This window comes from Clostridium sp. (assembly GCF_022482905.1).
In the GTDB taxonomy this organism is placed as follows: Bacteria; Bacillota; Clostridia; order Clostridiales; family Clostridiaceae; genus Clostridium_B.
This window is the reverse complement of the sequence record NZ_JAKVOI010000001.1, coordinates 2,346,391-2,370,541: the sequence shown is the minus strand read 5'-3', so window position 1 is coordinate 2,370,541 and position 24,151 is coordinate 2,346,391. Positions and strand designations below refer to the sequence as shown.

The window sequence follows — 24,151 nt, the reverse complement described above, 5'->3', positions numbered from 1 at the left end:
GGAGGAAGCTTTCGTGAAATTATTTGACAATATGGAGGTCAAAAATAATACTCTGTATATTGACGGGGTTAATACAGTTGATCTGGCAAAAAAATTTGGAACTCCGCTGTATGTTGTAGATGAAGAATTGGTCAGGGACAAATGCAGAAGATACTATACTTCTTTTAAAGCAGACAGTGGGATAAACAAAGTTGCATATGCAGGAAAGGCTTTTTTGACTCTTGCCATGTGTCAGCTTATAAATGAAGAGGGTCTCTGTCTCGACGTAGTATCAGGCGGAGAGTTATATACCGCATATATCAGTAAATTTCCAATGAATAAAATTTACTTTCATGGGAACAACAAGACAATGGATGAAATTAAAATGGCAGTCAGATTGGGAGCAGGAAAATTTGTAGTAGACAATATAGATGAAATGAAAAACATAAATTCCATTGCAGGGCAGGAAAATAAAATTCAGGATATACTGCTCAGAGTTACACCGGGAATAGAAGCCCATACCCATGAATACATAAGGACAGGTCAGATAGATTCCAAGTTTGGATTCAGCATTATAGACAATAAAGTTGAGGAAGCTGTTGAGCTGGCATTGAAGCTTCCCAATATAAAGCTTTCAGGCTTTCATTCACATATAGGATCTCAAATTTTTGAGGTAAAACCCTATTGTGAAGAAGTTGATGTAATGCTCTCCCTGATAGGCAAAATACAAAATAGATTTAATATTTGTATTGAAGAACTGGATCTGGGCGGAGGGTTCGGGATATACTATGTTGAGGGAGACAAACCGAAGCCTATAGAGGAATTCTGTTCCATAATACTGAAGGAAGCAGAGAAAAAGGCCCGGGAAATCGGCATAAATCTGCCCTGTCTTGTAATTGAACCTGGCAGGTCAATAGTTGGCAATGCAGGTACTACGCTTTATACTGTGGGTACTATAAAAGAAATCCCGGACATTAGAAAATACGTGTCCATAGATGGAGGAATGGCGGATAATATAAGACCGGCATTATACGGAGCAAGGTATGAATGTGCTGTTTCCAACAAGGTGCATTCGGATAATATAGAAAATGTTACAATAGCGGGAAAGTTCTGTGAGTCGGGAGATATCCTGATAGAAAATGTAGAACTGCCGAAGATTGAAAAGGGAGATATTCTGACAGTATTTACTACCGGAGCATATGGATATTCCATGGCGAGCAACTACAACAAGGCCGAAAGACCTGCAGTTGTATTTGCCAGTAAATCCAGGGTTTCTCTGGTATGTAAAAGACAGAGTCTTCAGGATATAATAAAAGGCGAATTGATGCTTTAATTTGAAAGTTCATTCTTTCTGTGAATTAATATTTTATGATTTATTGGGAACAATAATCAAAGCTAGGGTATTCTTCACAGGAAAGGATGAACTTTTTATGCTTTATATTGTTATTTCAATGATTGGCCTGTTGATTTTATTATCATCATATATAGTATATGACAAATTAAAATATAGACCGGAAAATATAATGGAAGATATACATCTGGAAAATGAAGATAAAGAAGAATTAAAAAGACATGCATATAAAATATCATCTGCCTCGTCAAAAGACAGTGTAAAAAATTTTAGAAGGAATCTCATAAGGAATTTGAATGCCTCCTACAATAAAATAGTTGAAAGTTACAATTTCATTGCAGGAGAAACTGATATCAGCAGGGAAGTAATACCTTGTGCAAGATGGCTTCTTGATAATTTCTATCTCATTCAAAAAGAGTACAGAAATATAAGATACAATATGACGGATAAGTATTATAAAAGTCTTCCTGTAACAAACATGGGTATTATGAGAGGATATCCGAGAATATATTATATTGCAGTGGAAATGATTTCCAAAACTTATGGTGATATAAATGAGGAAAATATAGATACTTTTATAAATGCATATCAGGAAAATGACATACTGACCAGTGGAGAGCTGTGGGCTTTCCCGATAATGCTCCGAATAGTTCTAATTGAAAACATAAGCAATATAGCGGAAGATATGGTCCGTGAGCAGAAGGAGAAGGACAGGGCGGAAATACTGGCGGACAAAATAATAAATTTACATACTGAAGAAAACTTTGAAGAAGAGCTCAAAAAGCTGAGAAATAAAAAAATTGATTTTACACCTTCTTTTACTGAAAGATTTATCAAGATTTTGAGGGATAATTTTATTGAAAATCCGGCTGTTTACAGGTGGATCGACGAAGAACTTGACAGGCAGGATAAGACATTTGACATGATGATAAGTATCGACCACCAGAAACAGAGCAGTTTTCAGATGGCAATAGGCAATTCTTTCAGCAGTATAAGAAAGGTTTCATCTTTTAACTGGAGAAAAGATTTTGAAAGATTCAGCTATGTGGAACAGGTACTGAGAAAGGATCCTGCAGGAGTATATGAAAATATGGATTTCAAATCCAGGGATTATTACAGACATCAGATAGAGAGGCTGTCTCGAAAATCGGGTTTACCTGAAGTATTTATAGCCAAAAAGGCCATTAAGTGTGCTCAAGATGCAGCAGGTGATGAAAAATATAAATCACATGTAGGATATTATATAATTGATGAAGGAATAAACTGCATCATGAATTATATTGAGAAGGACAAGAGTAGGGGAGAGCACAGAAATTTCAAAATAGTAAATAACGTAAAGCTGACCGATAATATATATATATTCACTATAGCTTCTGCAGCCTTGTTGGCCAGTATTGCCGGGAGCTATATGAATATATATTCAGAAGGTTATAATACAGTATGGAAATATGTAATAACATTTTTTTTGCTGTTGATACCTTTAAGTGAAATATTCATATCTGTTTTTAACTGGAGCATAAATAAATTGACCCATCCGAGATTTATACCCAAATTAGAATTGAAAAATGGAATACAGGAAGAGTTCAGTACCGCGGTAGTCATACCTGTAATTTTCAATGATGTATCCAGGATTCAAAGTCTTATAGAAAAAATGGAGGTATATTATCTCTCAAATGCAGAAGAAAATTTGTATTTTGTATTACTGGGCGATCTTTGTGACAGCGACTCTGAAACAGATGAAAATGATAAATCAATTGTAGATACGGCTCTCGAAATGATAGAAAAACTCAATGAAAAATACTGCAAAAATGGTGAAGACAAGTTCTATTTTTTGTCAAGGCATAGAAAATACAATAAAAGAGAAGGAAAATGGATGGGCTGGGAGAGAAAACGCGGGAAGCTCATGGAATTCAACTATTTAATAAGGGGCTGCAATTCAACCAGCTACAATGTTATAAGCGGTGATTTAAAGAATTTATGCAAAGTAAAGTATGTAATAACACTTGATGCAGATACACAGCTTCCCAAGGATACGGCCAAAGCTCTTATAGGAGCCATGGAGCATATACTGAATGTTCCCTATGTAAAAGATGGCAGAATAGTCAGAGGACACGGACTCATGCAGCCCAGAATAAGTGTGGGAACATTAAGTGCCAACAGAACCCTCTATTCAAGTATTTTTTCAGGGAATACAGGTATAGATGTATACACTAATGCAGTGTCGGATGTATACGAAGATCTTTTTGATGAAGGTATATTTACAGGCAAGGGTATTTATAATGTAGATACATTTATAAGTATGTTAAAAAACAGGATACCGGAAAATTCAGTATTGAGCCACGATCTTCTTGAAGGCTCATATGTAAGGGCAGCTCTTGTTACAGATGTAGAATTGATAGACGGATACCCTGCATACTATAGCTCAAGTTCAAGGAGGATTCACAGGTGGGTGAGAGGAGACTGGCAGCTTCTGCCGTGGATTTTCAGGAAAAATGGTCTTAATAGATTATCTAAATGGAAGATATTTGACAATTTGAGGAGGAGTCTTGTTGCACCGTCTATAATCATACTCATTTTTTGGTCACTTATTTTTTTCAGAAATCCTGAAGAAGGATTGGTTATATCACTTGTGACGCTTATATGTCCTGTGCTATTTAACGTATCTGATTCTGTAGTACTGCCATCAAGGGGAATAAGTCTTTCAGGAAAAATTGAGAACTTTAAAGTGGCTGTGGAGCAGTTTTTACTCATATTTACATTTCTGCCTTACAAGTCCTGCCTGATGATGGATGCTGTAATAAGGACAATATACAGAATGCTTGTAAGCAAAAGGCATATGCTCCAGTGGCAGACTGCTGAAGATGCTGAGCTGAAGTCAGGCAAATCACTTGCAAATTATATAAAAATGATGTATACGGGAAGCGTCATCGGGCTTGTAATATTCATGCTGGCACTTCAAAATTCTGTAACGACAGGTATAGTATTGCTGCCATCCTGTATAGTGTGGTTTCTGTCACCTTATATTGCTTATAAGGTGAGCATTGATAAAAGACCGGGGCATAAGAGCTTGAAATATGATGAAATGTGCCTGCTCAGGGAAATTGCAAGACGGACATGGGCATATTTTGAGGATTTTATTACAGAGGATAGCAACTGGCTCGCACCTGACAATTATCAGGAGCAACCCTATAAAGGCCTGGCTTACAGAACTTCGCCCACGAATATGGCCATGGGGCTGACATCAAATGCAGTGGCCTATGATTTAGGCTATATTACATTAGATAAATTACATGCAAGGCTTGATAGGATAATTTCCAGCATGGAAGCTCTGGATAGATACAAGGGGCATTTTTACAACTGGTATGATATAAAAACAAGGAAACCGCTCAACAAATATGTATCTACCGTAGACAGCGGGAATCTCGTATGTTATGTATGGCTTTTACAACAATCCATATGTGAATATTTAAAAGAACCTGTTCTGAATGGAGAGCTGATTCATGGACTTGAAGATACAATGAAATTGGCCGATGATGAAATTTACAGCAAGTACGGCACAGGGGATATTTATTCTGAAAATATCGGACTGCTGGAGGAAAACAGCTGCAATGCATATATGGTATATGGTTTTCTGGAGAATTCAGAGAAAAAGTCCCATGAAATTCTTGAAATGTCCGATGAACTTTACTGGAGCAAAAAAGTCAGGGATATTACAGAGGATTTTATAAGCTTTATTGATACATATCTGCCGTGGATAGGCAGTGGGTTTAATATGCCATGTTATATTTCCAAAAAACTCAATGAGATCATCTATGATATACCAATTGAGAATTTACCTGATACTATTGAAGCTCTAATGCAGCATATTGACAGAAATACTGATGAATATGCCCCGTATTCCAGAATCGAGGAGTATTTGAGTTCAAGTCTCGAAAATATAAATAATCTGATACATGGGCTTGAGAATATACTGGACAGATTGAAAGGTATTGATGGCTGCCATGATTTTAGGATGCTGTATGATTCCAGAAGAGAACTTTTTTCCATAGGTTATAATGTGGATAAAAACTGCAGGGATAAAAGTTATTATGATCTTCTGGCTTCAGAGGCAAGACAGGCAAGTTTTGCAGCTATAGCGAAGGGTCAGATAGACCAGAACCACTGGTTTAATCTGGGACGTTCAATGGCACTTGTATCCAGGGAAAAGCTTCTTGTTTCCTGGTCAGGAACCATGTTTGAATATCTTATGCCTCTTATTATAATGAAGAGTTTTCCAAATACCCTCCTCAGGGAAACATATAAGAGCATAGTCAAGGTACAGGAGGATTACGGGAGAAGAAAAGGTATTCCCTGGGGAATATCGGAATGTGCCTACTATAACTTTGATGCAGATTCCACATATCAGTATAAAGCTGTAGGTGTCCCACACATAGCTCTTGACAGAAATGCAGCAAGTGAAACCGTGGTTGCACCATATGCCTCGGTAATGGCCCTTCAGGTTGATAAAAATGCTGCAGTAGCTAACATAAAAAATTTGATCACCAGGGGTGCAAAAGGCAAATATGGTCTCTATGAATCAATAGATTACGATGAAAACAGGATTGTTCAATGTTTTATGGTACATCACCAGGGGATGAGCTTTATGTCCATTGACAATGCTTTGAAGGGAAACATACTGCAGGAGAGGTTTCACAGCATACCACGTGTAAAATCCGTGGAGCTTCTCCTTCAGGAGAAGGTACCGAACTCCATAGTATACAATAAAAATGAAAAAAACAAATATGTTCACTCTCTGAAAGAGCATAAAATTACAATGCCTCAAAGAAAATATCTTACTGCCGCTACAATGTATCCTGAAACAAATATAATGTCAAATGGAGACTATTCCATAATGATAACAAACAGTGGAAGCGGATACAGTAAAAAAGACGGGATGATGGTATACAGATGGAGAGAGGATTGTACAAAAGATGACACCGGTATGTTTTTCTACATTAAAAATATAAATTCAAATGACTACTGGAGTGTTGCATATGAACCATGCAGATGTGAAGGAGAAGACTATAAGGTTATATTTTATGAAGATAAAGTTGAATTTGAAAGAAAAGATGGAAATATAAAAACCTATACGGAGATAGCCGTATCCCGGAACGACGATGCAGAAATAAGGAGAATATCCATAACAAATACCAGTGATCATATGAGAGAAGTTGAAATCACAAGCTATATGGAGGTTACTCTTGCACCATATACTGCAGATCTGGTACATCAGGCATTCAGCAATCTGTTCATACAAACTGAATTCATGGAAAATCCAACATGTCTTGTTGCAAGCAGAAGACCGAGGACGAAGAAGGCAGACAAGAACTGGCTCATGCAGACAATTGCAATAGATGGTACACAGATAGGAACTGTACAATATGAAACCAGCAGGGAAAATTTCATAGGAAGGAACAGAAATATGCAGAATCCGAGGGCTATGGATAATGATGCAGTACTTACAGGAACTACGGGGGAGGTTATTGATCCTGTGATAAGCCTGAGGGTGAGAATAAGGGTGGAGCCTGGGAAAACCGTTAAAGCAGCCTATACTACAGCTGTCTCCAACTCAAGGGATAAAATAATGGAACTGGCTGGAAAATACAGGGATATGGACAATGTGGATAGGGAATTCCAGATGGCCGCTAGTGAAGCGTATATGCAGATGAAATATCTTGGATTAAAGGCATCGAGAGTAAATATATACCAGAAAATGGCATCCAGGATATTGTTCATGAATGAAAATATGAGGAAAAGAAGCAGCTGCATCATGAACATACAAAAAGGTCAGTCTGCCCTATGGCCCTATGGTATTTCCGGAGATCTTCCCATAGTACTTATCATAATAAAGGGAGAAGAGGACATTTCACTTGTAAGACAAATTTTAAAGGCACATGAGTATTTTAGTATAAAAGGTATGAAAACAGATCTGATAATTTTAAACCTGGAAGAGGATTCATATTTGCAGCCTGTCCAAAATCAAGTAAGGGAGCTTGTAGATTCAAGCCATCTTAGAAATAAACAGAATCAGCCTGGAGGAGTATTTGTTCATAATTCAGGAAGCCTGGAAAGTGAAGCCGTGGATCTTCTGAAAGCCATAGCCAGATTGGTAATTGACAGCAGCAGTGGGGATACAATCAAGCAGCTTGGCATAGATACAGGTTCAAATGATAGATATGTACATCACAACAAGATGGAAGGTAATGGAAACAACAGTTTCAGCTATGGAATTGATATTTCAAAGCTGCAGTATTTTAATGAGTTTGGTGGATTTTCCGAAGATGGCAGATCTTATATTATAATACTTAAAAATTACAAGAATACTCCTGCACCCTGGATAAATGTTATTTCGAACAGTCATTTTGGGTTCCATGTTTCAGAGGCTGGAATGGGGTATACATGGAATGAAAACAGCAGGGAGAATAAATTAACATCATGGACAAATGATTCCGTAATGGATGGAGAGTCGGAAGCCCTGTATTTAAAAGACAGGGAAAGCGGGAAAATATGGAGCATATCGCCTAAGCCAGTGAGGGATTCAGGAGAATATGTAATCGAGCATGGGTTTGGATATTCAGTATTCAAGCATAGGGCAAATGACATATCCGGAGAAATGACAATGTTTGTGGATATGGATGAGAGTGTGAAACTGTGCAGTGTGAAATTAAAGAACAACAGCAAGGACATAAAAAAGCTTTCTGTAAATTACTATGCAAAACTTGTTCTTGGTGTTGCGCATGAACAGACAGCACAGTATCTGTTCACAGGATTGAGTGAAGAGAACGGTTATATTTATGCAGGAAATCCATATAGTGAACACTTTGGAAGGAATATATGTTATCTAAGTATCCTGGGCGGGGAGAAAGCTTCATATACCGGGGACAGGACAGAATTCATAGGACGTGGAGGAAGTACAGACAGTCCCGGAGGCCTTTTTGATGACAATCTCTCAAATACAGTTGGAGCAGGCTTCGATCCATGTCTTGCAGAGAGTGTTGATGTGACTCTGGCTCCGGATATGGAAAAAAATTTACTCGTATTGTTCGGACAGGAAAAAGATCATGATAATATAAGCAGGGTTATAAAAAAGTATAATGATGTTGAAAAGTCAGAATATGAACTTGATAAATGCAAAAATTTCTGGAATGATTTCCTTGGAACAATACAAGTTGATACTCCCGACAAATCCATGGATATCATGCTGAACGGATGGCTTGAGTATCAAGCCTTAAGCTGCAGATATTGGGCTAGAAGCGCGTTTTATCAGTCGGGTGGTGCATATGGTTTCAGGGACCAGCTTCAGGATGTAATGGCAATAGGATACCTGAATCCAGACATAACAAGACAGCATATAATATACAGCTCTACAAGACAGTATCTGGAAGGCGATGTACAGCACTGGTGGCATCCTGTTGTTGAAAGTGGTATAAGAACAAGATTTTCAGATGATCTTCTATGGCTTCCATATGTTGTGGCGGATTATATTGAAAATACTGGAGACTATAGTATATTGAAAGAAGAAACCTCCTACCTTGAAGACAGTGAGCTGAAAGGGGAAGAAGATGAAAGATACAGCATATCGAGAGTCTCTGAAGTCAGTGGAACAATATATGATCATTGCATAAGGGCTATAAAGAGGGCATTGAAATTTGGTGATCACAATATTCCTCTGATGGGTTCAGGTGATTGGAATGACGGCATGAGTACCGTTGGAAACGGAGGGCGCGGGGAAAGCGTATGGCTTGGATGGTTCCTGTACAGCATACTGGATAGATTCATACCAATATGCGGTTATATGGATGACAGTAAAAATGCAGGGTATTATGCAGAAGAAAAGAAATTCATAAAAGATAATCTGGAGAAGAATGCATGGGATGGAAGCTGGTATAGAAGGGCATATTTTGATGACGGAACTCCACTTGGCTCAATAGAAAACGATGAATGCAGGATCGACTGTATAGCCCAGGCATGGGCAGTAATCTCTAAAGCTGCAAAAGAATCCAGAGCAAGGGAGGCTCTTGAAGCTCTGGATAAAAATCTGGTGAAAAGAGACAGGGGAATAGTGCTTCTCCTGACTCCGGCATTTAATAAATCGCGTCTGGAACCAGGATATATCAAAGGATACTTACCAGGTATAAGAGAAAATGGAGGACAGTATACCCACGGTGCCATATGGGCCATAATTGCCTTTGCTGAAATGGGTTATAACAACAAGGCCTATGAAATATTCAGCATGTTGAACCCTGTAAATCACAGTAAATCCTATCTTGGGTGCAGAACATACAAACTGGAACCTTATGTTATTGCAGCCGACATATATGCATCTTCCGGGAATGAGGGAAGAGGAGGATGGAGCTGGTATACAGGTGCGGCAGGCTGGATGTACAGAGCCGGTATTGAAAGTATTCTGGGACTGAAATTCAAGGCTGGAAAAGGGTTTACAGTAGCTCCCTGCATACCTGAAACCTGGAATGGTTATAATATAAAATACAGTAGGGGAAAATGCCTCTACAATATTGAAGTGCGTAGAGATTCCGGTACAGGAATATGGATGGATGGAAACAGGATGTATGACAATGTAGTACCGTTTTTAAGTGAAGGTACCCATGAAGTAGTTATAAATATATAGAAATTAAAGTGATTTTAGAAGGATTTTTCATAATTATGTAGAACTTTATCTATGTAAGGAAAATGTAACATAAACAAGGAGGTTCAAACAGATGATAGAAGTTAAGCAAGTTTATAAGTGCGAGGTATGTGGAAATATTGTTGAAGTATTGAGTGTAGGAGGGGGCAATTTAACCTGTTGTCGTAAACAAATGACCTTACTGGAAGAGAATACAGTGGATGCTGCACTTGAAAAGCATGTTCCAGTAATTGAAAAGACAGCGGATGGTGTACTGGTAAAGGTTGGATCAGTTGAGCATCCTATGACAGAAGCCCACTATATACAGTGGATAGAAGTTCATACTGACAATAACAAAATCTATAGAAAATATCTGACTCCTGATGATAAACCACAGGCAGAATTCAAATTGGATGAAAAAGTAACTTTTGCAAGAGAATATTGCAATCTTCACGGATTGTGGAAGAGCAAATAACTTTAGATTATAAGGTGATTTTTTGGATTTAAGGTTGAAATTTGTTTCGGCCTTAAATCTAAAATTATTTTTTGATATATTGTAGAAATTTACATATAATTATAGTAGAAGGTAGGTGAGATCTGATTTTTGATTTTATTGACATCAGAAATCGGATATTAGAATATGGAAGAGAAGAGAAAAGTTATATTCAGCGGTATTCAGCCGTCGGGGAATCTTACTATAGGAAATTATCTGGGGGCGCTCAAAAACTGGGTAAAACTTCAGGATAAATACGATTGTTATTTTTGCGTGGTGGATCTGCATGCCATAACGGTCAGGCAGGAGCCGAAGGATCTCAGAAGAAGAACCCTGGAAGTTCTGGCAGTATATCTTGCAGCAGGTATAGATCCTGAGAGGAATACAATATTTATTCAATCACATGTCCCGACTCATTCCGAGGCAGCATGGCTTTTGAACTGTTTTACCTATGTTGGAGAGCTGAGCAGAATGACTCAATACAAAAATAAATCCCAGAAATACAGTGATTCCGGTGAACCTATAAGTGCGGGGCTTTTAAATTATCCCATATTGATGGCAGCAGATATACTGCTTTATAATGCTGATCTTGTACCTGTAGGAAAGGATCAGACCCAGCACATAGAACTTGCACGTGATATAGCACAGAGATTCAACAATTTATACAGTCCTACATTTACAATACCAGAAGGTTATATACCTGAGAGCGGGGCCAAGATCATGGATCTTCAGGAGCCTTTAAAGAAGATGTCAAAATCATCTGATAATCCAAACAGCTATGTACTTATAATGGATTCTCCTGATGTTATAAGGAGAAAAATAAGTAGATGCGTAACTGACAGCATAGGCAAAATAAGATATACAGACGAGCAGCCCGGAATAAAGAACCTGATGAATATATTGATAGCAATTCAGGAAAGTACGACTGAAGAGATAGAGAAGAAGTACGAGAACTCCGGTTATGCAGAATTCAAAAATGATGTAGCCGAGGCTATAATAGGTGAATTAAAGCCCATACAGGACAAAGTGAATGAATATATTAATAACAAACACCTACTTGAAGAAATTTACAAGAAAGGTGCTGAAAAGGCCTATTATGTGTCAAACAAGGTTCTTAGAAAGATGCAGAAGAAAATAGGATTTATTCCACGATAATTTTTAAAGGCATGGATTTTCAGACTGTAAATCCATGCCGATATTTTATAATTTGGACATTAATAGTTTTTAAATCTAAATAAGTGATTCATACAAACCTGTTATATCTTCAACATTTGTTTCTTTTGGATTGCCGGGCCTGCACGCATCATCATAAGCAGATTGTGCTAGAAAAGGTATATCCTTTCTATTGACAATGTCTTTTAAGTTGGCAGGTATGCCTACATCTTCCGACAGCTTTTTAACAGCAGCTATGGCCGCTTTTCTGTATTCTTCAGTACTCATATTTTCAGTACCTGCAACTCCCATTGCCTTTGCTATATATTTGTATTTATCACCTGTTGCATCTGCATTGTATTCCATAACTGTAGGCAATATAATTGCATTTGCAATACCATGGGGTGTATCATAAAATGCCCCAAGTGGATGTGCCATGGAATGAACGATACCAAGTCCTACATTGGAAAATCCCATACCAGCTATATATTGCCCTAATGCCATGTCTTTTCTACCTTCAGGTTCATTGGCTACTGCATTTCTTAAAGAACGGGAAATAATTTCGATTGCCTTTAAATGAAACATATCAGACAATTCCCATGCACCAACTGTAACGTATCCTTCAATAGCATGTGTCAATGCATCCATACCTGTTGCTGCAGTCAATCCTTTTGGCATTGAGGACATCATATCCGGATCTACAAAAGCTACAACTGGAATATCTTTTGGATCAACACAAACCATTTTTCTATTCTTCTCAACATCTGTAATAACATAGTTAATAGTAACCTCTGCGGCTGTACCGGCTGTAGTAGGAACTGCAAAAATAGGAACACTCTTGTTTTTTGTTGTGGCAACACCTTCCAGACTTACTATATCTTCAAAATCCGGATTTGCAATAACAATACCGATGGCTTTAGCTGTATCCATGGAAGATCCCCCTCCAATGGCAATTAAATAATCTGCTTTTGATTTCTTAAAGGAATCAACACCAGTCTGAACATTTTCAATTGTTGGATTTGGTTTTATATTAGAATATAATTCGTAATCCAGTGTATTATGTTCTAAAACATTCAAAACCTTTTGTGTAACACCGAATTTTATTAAATCCGGATCAGAACATACAAATGCCTTCTTGAATCCTCTTGCTTTTGCTTCATCTGCTATACTGTTTATAGCTCCTGTTCCGTGATAAGATGTTTCGTTTAAAATAAATCTATTTGGCATAATCTTCCTCCTGAAAAAGTTCCAGTTTTTTCATTGCTTCATATATCTTATTTTTTGTTTCATTTTTCAATGATAGGGCTGGTAAAATTTCAAATCTATCTTGTCCAATTACTCTAAAATAAACTGCTTGTTTACACGCCAGATAGATAGGCTTGCTAAAATTGTAGATTTCCATGGAATCCTTCATCTTTCCTGCATATTCACGACATTTTTCCAGATCGCCTTCAACAAATGCCTTATACGTATTTACCGTAAATTCCGGAGCAAAATTTGCTGTTGCATTTATAAATCCGTCTGCTCCTGCATTTAATCCATCATATGCTAAATTTTCATACGCAACATATACAGCGAAATCCGGATTTACATTTTTAACTTCGATAATACTTTTTACATGGTCTAAATCGTTCAATGATTCTTTAATTCCAATTATATTTTCATTATTTTTTAGAATTGTTTTCACAACATCAGGGCTAAAATTATATCCAGTCAAATCAGGTATATTATAAATAAGCACTGATAAATTAGTAGATCTTACAACTTTATTATAATATGCAATAATCATATTGTCAGAATATACATTAAAATATGGATTTACCAGTAAAATTGCATCTGCTCCTATTTTTTCAACGTATCGAACCATGTCCAGCGTATCCTGCAGGTTGCATTCTCCAACCCCTACAATAACTTTTGTCCTGCCTTTTACATAAGGTAACATTACATCAAGAACTTTCTTTTTTTGTTCCGCATTCATAGAATAAAATTCTCCTGATGTACCAAGATAAGTAATTCCATCAACACCGTTCTTTATCAGATAATCAGCTTGCTTTTTATTTGCATCCACATCAAAATTCCCATTTTCATCAAAAATAGAAATAATAGGTGGGTAAACTCCTCTTAAATTAGTCATTTTCAGTCCTTCTTTCTACTTTATTTTGTATCACCCAACTGATAGGATAATAAGTTTGATACTGACAACATTTTTTTTATAACGAGTTCTTTTTTGGATAGCATCCTCTGCTTTGGACCTGAAGCACTCAATGCAGCTATAACATGTTTTGATGAATCGAAAACTGGAACTGCAATACAATAGAGACCCTCCTCAATTTCTTCATCATCAACAGTATAACCTTGATTTCTAAAAGAAATTAATTGTTTTAATAGTTCCTCTTTAGATGTAACTGTATTCTTTGTAAATTTTTTGAAATTAAGATTATTTAGGATTTTAGTTTTTTCATCAATATCCATAAAGGCTAAAAAAACTTTACCCAGTCCTGTACAATAAATAGGCTTTCTACTTCCGATTTGTGCATTTGTTGTTACCGTCTTATAACTATTTGCTTTAGCAACATAAATGACCTCCCCTTTAAACAGAACGGCCATAAAGATTGTTTCCTCCAATTCTTCCATTGTTTTTTCCAATAGAGGTTGAGCTATTTTATCAATACTCATATGTGAAGATACACTTTTTCCCAATTGAATCAATTTAGGACCAAGTTTGTATCTTTTTATTTCATCAATATATAAATAACCATTATCTAAAAGAGTTTTCAATAGAGCATGAGTGCTGCTTGGAGCATATCCCAACTGAGTACTGATTTCATTAATTGTTTGTCCATTAGGATATGCAGCTAAATGCTCAAAAATTTGCAGCACCCTTTCAGCAGATTTTACAGCCATAAATTATCATCCTTCCCAATTTATCATATATATATATTTAATTCACATATATATTATTTTAAATTTACTATTTTTCACATATATTTGTCAATTAAATTATACAATAGAATTTAAAACTGGGAAGAAAATACTAATTAAATACCTGAAATCTGCCTAAACAGCTAGTTATATTCTCTGTCCTTTTTTTATTTCAATCAAGCCATGCTCTTTGTTTAACCTTACACCAAATCCAGGCTTGTCACTTACTACCAGCTTACCATTTGTAGGAACCTGTTCATCCAATAGTAATGGATAAAATTGTGGTATAACCGCATCAGCATCCGGACTCATAATTAGATATTCAGTAAATGGTGAATTGGTCTGTGAAGTCACAAAATGATGTGAATAAGGACCTGAACCGTGAGGAATTACCATTTTACCATAAGCCTTAGCTAAATCACCTATTTTCTTTAATTCAGTCATTCCTCCGCACCATGTAACATCCGGCTGGATTATATCGAGATCACACATCTCCATTAACATTCTAAATCCATATCTTGTAGCTTCATGTTCACCTGAAGTTACCATAACATTATTAGGGGCTGATGCTTTTAAATCTCTATAAGCCCAATAATCATCTGGATTAAAGCATTCTTCTATCCATTTCAGATCGTATTCAGAGGACTTTTGCATTAACTTTTTAGCATATGGGAGATCCAGTGCCATCCAGCAATCCCACATCAACCAAAATCCATCTCCGCATTTTTCTCTGTATTTTGCAAGCCTTTCTATATTCTTTTTAAGGCCTTCTTCACCATCGGCCTGTCCATAAATTAATGGTAATTTACCTCCTATAAATCCCTTCTGTTTGGCAAGATCTGGTCTAGGTCCTGTAGCATAGAACTTTATTTCATCTCTGACCTTTCCTCCCAACATAGCATATACTGGTTCTTGTCTTAGTTTTCCAAGTAAATCCCAAAGTGCCAGGTCTATTGCAGAAATGGCGTTCATAACAACACCCTTACGTCCATAGTACATAGTTGACTTATACATTTGGTCCCAAATTTTTTCTATGTTTTCAACAGGTTGTCCTACAACAAATCTATCAAGATGATTCATTACAATCCAGGCTGCAGGATATCCTCCAGTTGATACTGCGAAACCTACTACTCCATTATCCGATTCTATTTCGACTACCAATGATTTAAGTGCATTAATTCCAAAGCTTGTTCTAGTCATTTTGTATTCCGGATAGACACTCATAGGTGTAGCTATTTGATTAACTATCCAATGCTCTTTTGATTGATCATGATAATCTGCGCCTCCACCTTCTACGACATATGCTCTTATTGCAGCAATTTTTCTTCCCATTGTACCCAATTCCATATAAAATCTCTCCTTTTTTAAATATATTAATTTATATTGATTGAATTTAAATTGTTTACATTTTTACTAATGATTATTTATGCATTGTTTTTAGCTATTGGCAGAAGTACTGTTGAAATAAATCCTACAACTAGTAATATTATTAAGGCATATAATCCTGCGGATGCACTAATGTCTGTTGTAAGGAATCCTACCATGTAAGGTCCTAAAAATGAACCAAGTCCGCCAATTATATTAATAACTCCACGTGACTGTGCGGCCATATCGGATTCAAATATTTGGCTTGGTATGGTCCAAAATACACTATTTGCCGAGTATAAAAAGAATCCGCACAGAGCTATAAATGCAAATGAAACTATAGGATTAAAAATTTTAAATTGTACTGATATAAACAGACATATGGCAAATCCTATCATCGGCAATGCTGTATACCTTTTCCTGTTCATTGTGCGATCGGATTTTTTTGAAAAGTATATTAATCCGAATATTGCAATTATATTTGGTATGGTCGAAAGCAGCCCTATACCACTCATACTGGCTTTGCTCACACCTTGTATTATCTTAGGCAACCATAAAGAATATCCATAAATACCTGCCTGATAACAGCCATATATAATGCATAGAATCCACAACAATTTGCTTGACAAAACTTGTGAAATTGGTATCTTTTTTGAGGAAGCAGTGCCACTTAATGCTATCTGTTCCTGGTGAATGGATTTTTCAATATAGTCGCGCTCTTCTTTGCTTATCCATTTTGCATCCTTAGGATGATCTGCAACAAGCGGAAACCATATAAACAATAATGCTATGGCGATTGCTCCTTCAATGATGAATACATATCTCCAACTGAATGCGGTTACAATAAATCCTGACAAAGGACCGGTTATTATTGAGGCTATTGGAGCATTCATCATGAAAATTGCATTTGCCCTACCTCGTTCATGTGCTGGAAACCAATGACTAATTATAGTTAATATTGCAGGCCAGACTCCACCTTCTGCTACACCGAGCAAAAAACGAATTACAAGTATTTGGATTGTACTATTGGCTAGGCCTGATAGTACTGCAAAACCTCCCCATGCAATTATGGTGCATGCTATAAATTTTTTTGCACTTGCACGTTCTGCTATTCTTCCGCCAGGAACTTGTAAAAACATATACCCAAAGAAAAAAATTCCTGATGCCAAACCGGTTATTGTGGCATTCATACCCAACTCAGCATCCATACCACCTGCAAGTGCAAAACTGATATTTGTACGATCCATAAAAGCAACTATATACACTAAAACCAGTGGTGGGAGTATATGTAACCAACGTCCATTAGGAATATTCGTGCTTTTTACATTTTCACTCATTTAAACGTCCTCCTCTTAATCTAAGTTTAATATAAGATATCATTTTTTATATTAAACTGCTTTTAAAGGTTTTCAGGTTATCTATAAAAAATAAGCAAATCGCATTTTCTATTAAAACTTTGCAATCACAAATATCACCCCTCTTTTTTTCACGTATGTGAATCAAATTCATATATATGATATTTATAAAATAGCATATTTTATTATCTTTGTCAATTATAATAAAAAGAAATTTCAATTCATAATATAAAAAATCAGATTATAATATAGATAAATTATCAGACAGCTTTAGAAACAAACTATGAAGTAAGGTATAGGCAAGCTTTTATATGAATTGGACCAGAATATATGGAATTGACATATGATGGATTTGTTCAAGTTTGTGGAATAGGTATAGATCCTGTTCCTACACAAGTCTATACCTATTCTTAAGTATTTCAATTTAACATGTTGAACTCACGTTATTTTAATATGAATTTATATATTACATGGGCTACTCCATTTTCTTCATTTGTTTTTGTAACATAGCTCGAGAGTTTTTTGATTTCATTGGATGCATTGCCCATGGCAACTCCAAGTCCGGCACTTTTTATCATATGTATGTCATTCCCTGAATCACCGATGCATATTATCTCGGATTTCTTTATTCCAAGATTTTTAGCCGCGGTTTCTACACCGTTCCATTTATTTGTAGCTTTATTCATAAATTCAAGAAAGTATGGCTCGCTCCTGAGTACAGTGTATTTGTGGTATATATTCTCCGGAAGCATGTCTATTCCCTTTGATAATACAGGCTCGTCGCCCATGAACATGACTTTGAATATATGGTCATCTGGAGAAAGCTTGCAGAAATCTTCTATTTTAAGTTCTATTCCATTTAGTATGGCATCCCCTGTACTATATTTATTTGGAACAGGTGTTATAATTGATTCCTTTAATGATACTTGTATGTTTGTACTTATTTTTGTACCAAGTTCGTATATATACTTGATATCATCCAATGATAATAGTTTTTCATATATTGACCTGTGTGATTTGGCACTTTCCACTAATGCACCATTGAGGGAAACGACATAGTTGGAATCTGAAATTAAATTTAATTGTTCCAGATATTTTTTTATGCCTTTTGAGGGTCTTCCTGTGGCAGGAATTATTTTTACATTGTGCTCAACTGCTTCTTTTATGGCAGCTATATTTTCTGACGATATAGTTTTATCGTTTCTCAATAAAGTACCGTCCATATCAATTGCAATCAATTTGTACATATTTACCTCCAGAGAAATTATATTTTTATACAGCCATTATAGCATTGGTTCACTTAAATATCAGTTGTATGAATTTTTGTATTACAGTATATCAAATAATTAACATGTATATTAAACGTTTAATTAGTACTATACGTATGGGATATATTTTCCCGCTGAAAAGGCTTTATTGCCCAGGTTGACATTACCCTGCAATAAAGTTAAAATCATTGATGAGAATAAAAAGTAGAAGAGAGGGAAATTTGTGGCAGACTTAGGAAATGAAATAGAGAGAAGAAGAACTTTTGCAATAATATCTCACCCGGATGCAGGTAAGACCACATTGACAGAAAAATTACTGCTGTATGGTGGTGCTATAAGGCTTGCTGGTTCTGTCAAGGCTAGAAAGACATCGAAGCATGCAGTGTCTGACTGGATGGAGATAGAAAAGAAGAGAGGAATCTCTGTCACATCATCAGTTATGCAATTCAATTATGACAATTACTGTATAAATATACTTGATACACCTGGACATCAGGATTTCAGTGAGGATACATATAGAACTTTAATGGCAGCTGATAGTGCAGTCATGGTAATAGATGGAGCTAAAGGAGTAGAGGAGCAGACCAAGAAATTATTTAATGTCTGCAGCTTGAGGGGAATCCCGATCTTTACATTTGTAAACAAGATGGATAGGGAGAGCAAGGATCCTTTTGAGCTTATCGAGGATATAGAGAATGAACTTGGAATAAAATCATATCCAGTAAATTGGCCTATAGGATCAGGTTCTGAGTTTAAAGGAGTCTTTGATAGAAATAGAAATGTTATAGAGGTCTTTAATGGAGGAAATCATGGTCAGACTGAAGTTGAGTCTGTAGAAGGAAATGTTGATGACAGCGTATTTGAAGATCTCATAGGTGAAGCACTTCAGTCCAAACTTAAAGAGGATATAGAACTTCTTGATGTAGCGGGGGATCAATTTGACATAAATAAAGTTAGAGAGGGAGAGCTTACCCCCATATTTTTTGGAAGTGCTCTTACAAATTTTGGAGTAGAACCTTTCTTGAAAGAATTTTTGAAGCTTACCACACCGCCCATGTCCAGATTGTCGGACAAAGGTGAAATAGATGTATTTGAAGAACCATTTTCTGCATTTGTATTTAAAATACAGGCTAATATGAATCCTTCACATAGAGATAGAATTGCATTTATGAGAATATGCTCCGGAAAGTTCAAGAAGGGAATGGAGGTTTTCCATGTCCAGGGAAAAGACAAGGTAAAACTTGCACAGCCACAGCAATTTCTGGCCCAAAATAGAGAAATTGTAGAAGAAGCTTATGCAGGTGATATAATAGGAGTATTTGATCCCGGAATTTTCAATATAGGAGATACACTTTGCATGTCCCAGAAGAAATTCAAGTTTGAAGGTATACCTGTGTTTGCACCGGAGCATTTCTCAAGGGTCAGGACAGTAGATACGATGAAGAGAAAGCAATTCATAAAAGGAATAACTGAAATATCAGAAGAAGGTGCAATTCAGGTATTCAAAGAATTGAATATAGGTATCGAGCAGATAATTGTAGGGGTGGTCGGGGTACTTCAATTTGAAGTACTGGAATACAGGATGAAAAATGAGTATAATGTAGACATAAAAATGGAAAGTCTTCCATACAGGACTATAAGGTGGATAGAGAGTTCAGATACAAATATAGGAAGTCTTGTACTTACGAGTGATACGAAAAAAGTCAAGGACTTAAAAGGAAGAGACCTTCTGATATTTCAAAGTGAATGGTCCATAAGCTGGGCACTTGAACATAATAAGGGGCTGGTACTTTCCGATATAGGAAAATCATAATAATATTATTTAAGGATAGGTTGTAGTGATACCTATCCTCCTGTCGTGATTTTAATTCATCGTATCTAAATAATAGTTATATATATAAGAAACTTTGCAATTTTTATAGTAAAATTTATCCAATAGTTTTTGCAAAATGGGCTGCAGTTTTGCAAACGTAAAGTCAACCAGTTTTACAGTTACATATGCCAGTAAAATTCCGCCTGCTATATCCAGTACCCAGTGAATTCTTAAATATAAAGTGGAAAATATTATACTCATGCAGAAAAATGACATAAATATTTTAAAAAGCTTGTCCTTTTCTCTTAATGCAAGCAGAAACATGGCGAAGGCTATGGAAGTATGCATTGATGGAAAACAGTTCAAAGTCACACCGGCAGCGGCATTTTTACTTAGATTTCTTGCAAGTCCATCTGGCTGGCCGAGTACATACCATACTTCCTGAAGGTGAAAAACAAGATAGAAAGGTGTAATCAGAAATACTTGTACAATATGGGCGGATAAAGCATATCTCAGCATCTTTTTAAAATCAAGTGAAATTGCAGATCTGTATATTGCAAGTAGGACAGGAAGTACAAATCCATTGTTATATACGATTCTAAAATAGCTGGTTAAAGTTTTGGATGTATATATCCTTGCAAAGCTTCCATCGTTAAAAGGTATTATACTGAATAACGGATTCAGATTTATTATTATGCTCCGTGATATCTGCCAGTGCAGCATCTTTCCCCACATTGCATAGCCGTTCCTGTTCAAATACAGTACTAATAATAAAAATGGTATTGACATCAATAAAAAAGGAAGCAATTTTACATCATTTCGCATATCTTTATACACAGAGAAACTTATAAATGCCAGCACAAACATATATATTTTGCTGGTTTCACTAATAGACGGGTAAAAGCAGAGGTATATTCCACTTCCAACGAAAAAAGCACCTATAACAATAAAATAATATTTATAAAGCAGATTTAAAAATCTACTGAGAATATATTGTATATTATAGGTGAAATTTCTTCTTTTAATACTATAATACATAGACATTCTCCTCCCTATACACAAGATAAATTATATCACCAGTAATACGGCAAGTATATACTGTAATACAGGGAAAATATTAATATCGGCAGAATTTTTTATAAATACCTATTCCGTATAAACAACATGTCAATTACAAATACTGTCAAAATTACAAAAAGTATGGAATTTATAAACAATCCCTTCATTTTAAATGCGCCTGCAATTAAAAAAATTGTTATCATAAGACTGGAAATCCATTTTATAAAATTCATATAAACTCTGCTGCCCAAATCTGAAATTAATAGCAGCAGTACCTCCCTACTAAATTCTATTTACTGTATTAGTGTTTCCCCATAAGATAAAGTTATAACCTAAAATAATTGTACCCATACATTTTGAATTTTCTATGTTTGTAAATATAATGTATATTAATCGATAAATTAATCTAGGAGGGCTTAATTATATGGAACAAAAGAAATTGGATTTGAGCAGATTGAAGGTACATGATATTATACAGATTTCTCTTATGGCAGCTATGACTTATATTGCAACAGCTGTAATAAATATACCTACTGGAGTTGTATTTAAAGGTGTAGTCCATTTGGGGGACAGTATGGTACTATTGGCTGCTATTTTATTGGGAAGGAAAAAAGCATTCTTTTCTGCAGCAGTAGGTATGAGTTTGTTTGATATTTTATCACCCTATGCTATTTGGGCACCATTTACATTTTTTATAAAGGGAATAATGGCATATATTGCTGCATCCATTGCCTATAGAAAGGAATATGATGGACAAAGTTTTTTGAATAATGCGATGGCGTGTGTAGCTGCCGGGATATGGATGATAGCAGCTTATTATTTTGCAGGAGTTGTTCTCATGCATTTTGTAACAAATGTAGCATTTCCACAGGCATTTGTATTATCGGCGGCAGAAATTCCGGGAAACATAGCCCAGTCAATTGCAGGAGCAGCTATAGCTCTTCCTCTTGGGAAAGTTTTGAAAAAGGCAAATTTAATCAGGAGCAAATAATAATAGGAGGGGTTTTTTTACCTCTCCTAACTATTTACTATCTTCTTGTTCTATTTCTTTCGGCCTTTCTTTTTCTTCTACAATCAGGACATCGTACAGGATCATTTTCAAAACCTTTTTCCTTGTAGAATTCCTGTTCACCTTCTGTGAATACGAATTCTTTTCCACAATCCTTGCATGTAATAGTCTTGTCTGGCATAAAAAAACCTCCTTAAAATCATAGGACTAATTTTATTCTTGATAACTACCCCCTAGATTTAAGGAGAAATTGGTACCTTGAAAAAATTTGGCCTACTTACAATATTTAATTGGAGTAGAACTCCACATTCATTATATCATATAGTAATAAAAAAACAATATGATGCATTGGGAAAATATGTTTGTATATCAGTGGCAGGGGGATATCAATTTTGGGATATGAATTAATTTACATTGACTATAGTTGATAAAAATTAACTTTAATTATATACTAATACTTAATTGATAAGAATAAACATATTGAAAGGTGGAGCAAAAGTTGACTAACGTTTATGATATCCTTTTAGAAAGGGGTTATATAAAACAAACCACTCATGAGGAAGAAATAAGGGAATTACTTGGAAAGGAAAAGGTAACTTTTTACATAGGATTTGATCCAACGGCAGATAGTCTCCATGTAGGTCATTTTTTACAGATGATGGTTATGGCACATATGCAAAGGGCTGGACATAGACCAATAGCACTTCTCGGAGGGGGAACTGCAATGGTAGGTGACCCCACTGGAAAGACGGACATGAGAAAGATGCTTACAGGAGAACAGATTGAGCACAATGCACAATGTTTCAAGAAACAATTTTCAAGATTGGTGGATTTTGATGACAATAAGGCAATAATGGATAACAATGCAAACTGGCTGATGGATCTGAATTATGTAAACTTTCTCCGTGAAATAGGTGTACACTTTTCAGTTAACAAGATGCTTACGGCAGAGTGTTATAAGCAGAGACTTGAAAAAGGTCTTACATTTCTTGAATTCAATTATATGTTGATGCAGGCTTATGACTTTCTCCAGCTCAACAGAAAATATGACTGTGTTCTCCAGCTGGGAGGGGACGATCAATGGTCGAATATAATTGCAGGTGTTGATCTTATAAGAAGAAAAGAGAAAAAACCTGCCTATGGAATGACATTTACACTGTTGACCAAGAGTGACGGAAAGAAAATGGGAAAAACGGAAGGGGGAGCCATATGGTTGGATAAAGAAAAAACCAGTCCATATGAATTTTATCAATACTGGAGAAATATAGATGATTCCGATGTTGAGAAGTGCCTGGCACTTCTGACTTTTCTACCTATGGACGAGGTAAGGCGACTTGGAGCTCTTAAGGATTCGGAAACAAACAAGGCGAAGGCAATTCTTGCATATGAAGTTACAAAATTAATTCATGGGAAAGATGATGCGGATAAGGCAAGGTCAGCTTCAGAGGCACTGTTTTCAGGTGGCTCAAACATGGATGATGTTCCAACTGTTGAAATAGATAAGGACAGTTGTAGCTGCAGCATAGTTGATCTTCTTGTGAATACGGCTATATTACCGTCTAAAAGTGAAGTGCGAAGGCTCATAAAGCAGGGAGGACTTACTGTAAATGACAAAAAAATTAGCGATATAAATTTTGCTGTTAGCATAGATGACTTTAAAGAAGGAAGTATGTTGATAAGAAGAGGAAAGAAAAAGTATAATAAAATAGTAATAAAATAG

The 24,151-nt window shown here is 36.0% G+C and carries 16 protein-coding genes; 7 read left to right on the top strand and 9 right to left on the bottom strand.

All coding sequences use genetic code 11. The features are described from left to right. Positions 1-13 precede the first annotated feature (13 nt). The 4 genes from lysA to trpS all read left to right on the top strand — a co-directional run bounded on the left by lysA (position 14) and on the right by trpS (position 11,643). Positions 14-1,312 carry a diaminopimelate decarboxylase gene (gene lysA / locus LKE46_RS11655; protein ID WP_291722341.1) on the top strand — a complete coding sequence of 433 codons (1,299 nt, stop codon included), beginning with the start codon at positions 14-16 and terminating at the stop codon, positions 1,310-1,312. 97 nt (positions 1,313-1,409) lie between these two features. After that, positions 1,410-9,998, top strand: a complete 8,589-nt coding sequence (locus LKE46_RS11650; protein ID WP_291722338.1) for a GH36-type glycosyl hydrolase domain-containing protein — start codon at positions 1,410-1,412, stop codon at positions 9,996-9,998. Positions 9,999-10,089: 91 nt separating this feature from the next. Then, positions 10,090-10,470, top strand: coding sequence for a desulfoferrodoxin (locus LKE46_RS11645; protein WP_291722335.1), 381 nt, complete (start codon positions 10,090-10,092; stop codon positions 10,468-10,470). Between the two features lie 165 nt (positions 10,471-10,635). Further along, positions 10,636-11,643, top strand: coding sequence for a tryptophan--tRNA ligase (trpS, locus tag LKE46_RS11640; protein ID WP_291722332.1), 1,008 nt, complete (start codon positions 10,636-10,638; stop codon positions 11,641-11,643). Positions 11,644-11,718: 75 nt separating this feature from the next. Here trpS and fucO read toward each other — a convergent pair whose 3' ends face one another. From fucO to LKE46_RS11610, 6 genes are all read right to left on the bottom strand, one after another. Beyond that, on the bottom strand, positions 11,719-12,867 hold the full coding sequence (gene fucO / locus LKE46_RS11635; RefSeq protein ID WP_291722329.1) for a lactaldehyde reductase: 1,149 nt from the start codon (positions 12,865-12,867) through the stop codon (positions 11,719-11,721). Beyond that, the gene (locus tag LKE46_RS11630) at positions 12,857-13,774 is read right to left on the bottom strand and encodes a dihydrodipicolinate synthase family protein (RefSeq protein ID WP_291722326.1); all 918 of its coding nucleotides are present in this window, start codon (positions 13,772-13,774) and stop codon (positions 12,857-12,859) included. The genes fucO and LKE46_RS11630 overlap by 11 nt, the downstream gene beginning before the upstream one ends. Before the next feature lie 20 nt (positions 13,775-13,794). After that, on the bottom strand, positions 13,795-14,544 hold the full coding sequence (locus tag LKE46_RS11625) for an IclR family transcriptional regulator (RefSeq protein ID WP_291722323.1): 750 nt from the start codon (positions 14,542-14,544) through the stop codon (positions 13,795-13,797). A 165-nt stretch (positions 14,545-14,709) separates the two neighbouring features. Beyond that, positions 14,710-15,909, bottom strand: coding sequence for an L-rhamnonate dehydratase (gene rhmD, locus LKE46_RS11620; RefSeq protein WP_291722320.1), 1,200 nt, complete (start codon positions 15,907-15,909; stop codon positions 14,710-14,712). A gap of 77 nt (positions 15,910-15,986) precedes the next feature. Further along, a complete protein-coding gene (locus LKE46_RS11615) occupies positions 15,987-17,264 on the bottom strand; it encodes an MFS transporter (RefSeq protein ID WP_291722317.1) in 1,278 nt (425 codons plus the stop codon). 461 nt (positions 17,265-17,725) lie between these two features. Then, positions 17,726-18,529 (bottom strand): Cof-type HAD-IIB family hydrolase, encoded by an 804-nt coding sequence (locus LKE46_RS11610; RefSeq protein ID WP_291722314.1) that lies wholly within the window; start codon positions 18,527-18,529, stop codon positions 17,726-17,728. Positions 18,530-18,773: 244 nt separating this feature from the next. Between LKE46_RS11610 and LKE46_RS11605 the strand changes: the two genes are divergently transcribed. Next, positions 18,774-20,363, top strand: coding sequence for a peptide chain release factor 3 (locus LKE46_RS11605; protein ID WP_291722311.1), 1,590 nt, complete (start codon positions 18,774-18,776; stop codon positions 20,361-20,363). Positions 20,364-20,414: 51 nt separating this feature from the next. On the opposite strand, the gene LKE46_RS11600 is transcribed toward LKE46_RS11605, so the two are convergent. After that, positions 20,415-21,401: a phosphatase PAP2 family protein gene (locus tag LKE46_RS11600; protein ID WP_291722306.1), complete on the bottom strand. Its 987-nt coding sequence runs from the start codon at positions 21,399-21,401 to the stop codon at positions 20,415-20,417. Positions 21,402-21,499: 98 nt separating this feature from the next. After that, positions 21,500-21,655, bottom strand: coding sequence for a hypothetical protein (locus tag LKE46_RS11595; RefSeq protein ID WP_291722303.1), 156 nt, complete (start codon positions 21,653-21,655; stop codon positions 21,500-21,502). Between the two features lie 191 nt (positions 21,656-21,846). Between LKE46_RS11595 and LKE46_RS11590 the strand changes: the two genes are divergently transcribed. Further along, positions 21,847-22,413 (top strand): ECF transporter S component, encoded by a 567-nt coding sequence (locus LKE46_RS11590; protein WP_291722300.1) that lies wholly within the window; start codon positions 21,847-21,849, stop codon positions 22,411-22,413. A gap of 37 nt (positions 22,414-22,450) precedes the next feature. On the opposite strand, the gene LKE46_RS11585 is transcribed toward LKE46_RS11590, so the two are convergent. Then, a complete protein-coding gene (locus LKE46_RS11585; protein ID WP_291722296.1) occupies positions 22,451-22,612 on the bottom strand; it encodes a zinc-ribbon domain-containing protein in 162 nt (53 codons plus the stop codon). A 318-nt stretch (positions 22,613-22,930) separates the two neighbouring features. Between LKE46_RS11585 and tyrS the strand changes: the two genes are divergently transcribed. Then, entirely contained in the window at positions 22,931-24,151 is a 1,221-nt protein-coding gene (gene tyrS / locus LKE46_RS11580; protein WP_291722293.1) for a tyrosine--tRNA ligase, read from the top strand.

Bases quoted from the DNA above. Each gene is read 5' to 3' on its own strand.
- LKE46_RS11650 (WP_291722338.1), top strand. From the start codon at position 1,410: ATGCTTTATATTGTTATTTCAATGATTGGCCTGTTGATTTTATTATCA.
- LKE46_RS11645 (WP_291722335.1), top strand. From the start codon at position 10,090: ATGATAGAAGTTAAGCAAGTTTATAAGTGCGAGGTATGTGGAAATATT.
- trpS (WP_291722332.1), top strand. From the start codon at position 10,636: ATGGAAGAGAAGAGAAAAGTTATATTCAGCGGTATTCAGCCGTCGGGG.
- fucO (WP_291722329.1), bottom strand. From the start codon at position 12,867: ATGCCAAATAGATTTATTTTAAACGAAACATCTTATCACGGAACAGGA.
- LKE46_RS11630 (WP_291722326.1), bottom strand. From the start codon at position 13,774: ATGACTAATTTAAGAGGAGTTTACCCACCTATTATTTCTATTTTTGAT.
- LKE46_RS11625 (WP_291722323.1), bottom strand. From the start codon at position 14,544: ATGGCTGTAAAATCTGCTGAAAGGGTGCTGCAAATTTTTGAGCATTTA.
- rhmD (WP_291722320.1), bottom strand. From the start codon at position 15,909: ATGGAATTGGGTACAATGGGAAGAAAAATTGCTGCAATAAGAGCATAT.
- LKE46_RS11615 (WP_291722317.1), bottom strand. From the start codon at position 17,264: ATGAGTGAAAATGTAAAAAGCACGAATATTCCTAATGGACGTTGGTTA.
- LKE46_RS11610 (WP_291722314.1), bottom strand. From the start codon at position 18,529: ATGTACAAATTGATTGCAATTGATATGGACGGTACTTTATTGAGAAAC.
- LKE46_RS11600 (WP_291722306.1), bottom strand. From the start codon at position 21,401: ATGTATTATAGTATTAAAAGAAGAAATTTCACCTATAATATACAATAT.
- LKE46_RS11595 (WP_291722303.1), bottom strand. From the start codon at position 21,655: ATGAATTTTATAAAATGGATTTCCAGTCTTATGATAACAATTTTTTTA.
- LKE46_RS11590 (WP_291722300.1), top strand. From the start codon at position 21,847: ATGGAACAAAAGAAATTGGATTTGAGCAGATTGAAGGTACATGATATT.
- LKE46_RS11585 (WP_291722296.1), bottom strand. From the start codon at position 22,612: ATGCCAGACAAGACTATTACATGCAAGGATTGTGGAAAAGAATTCGTA.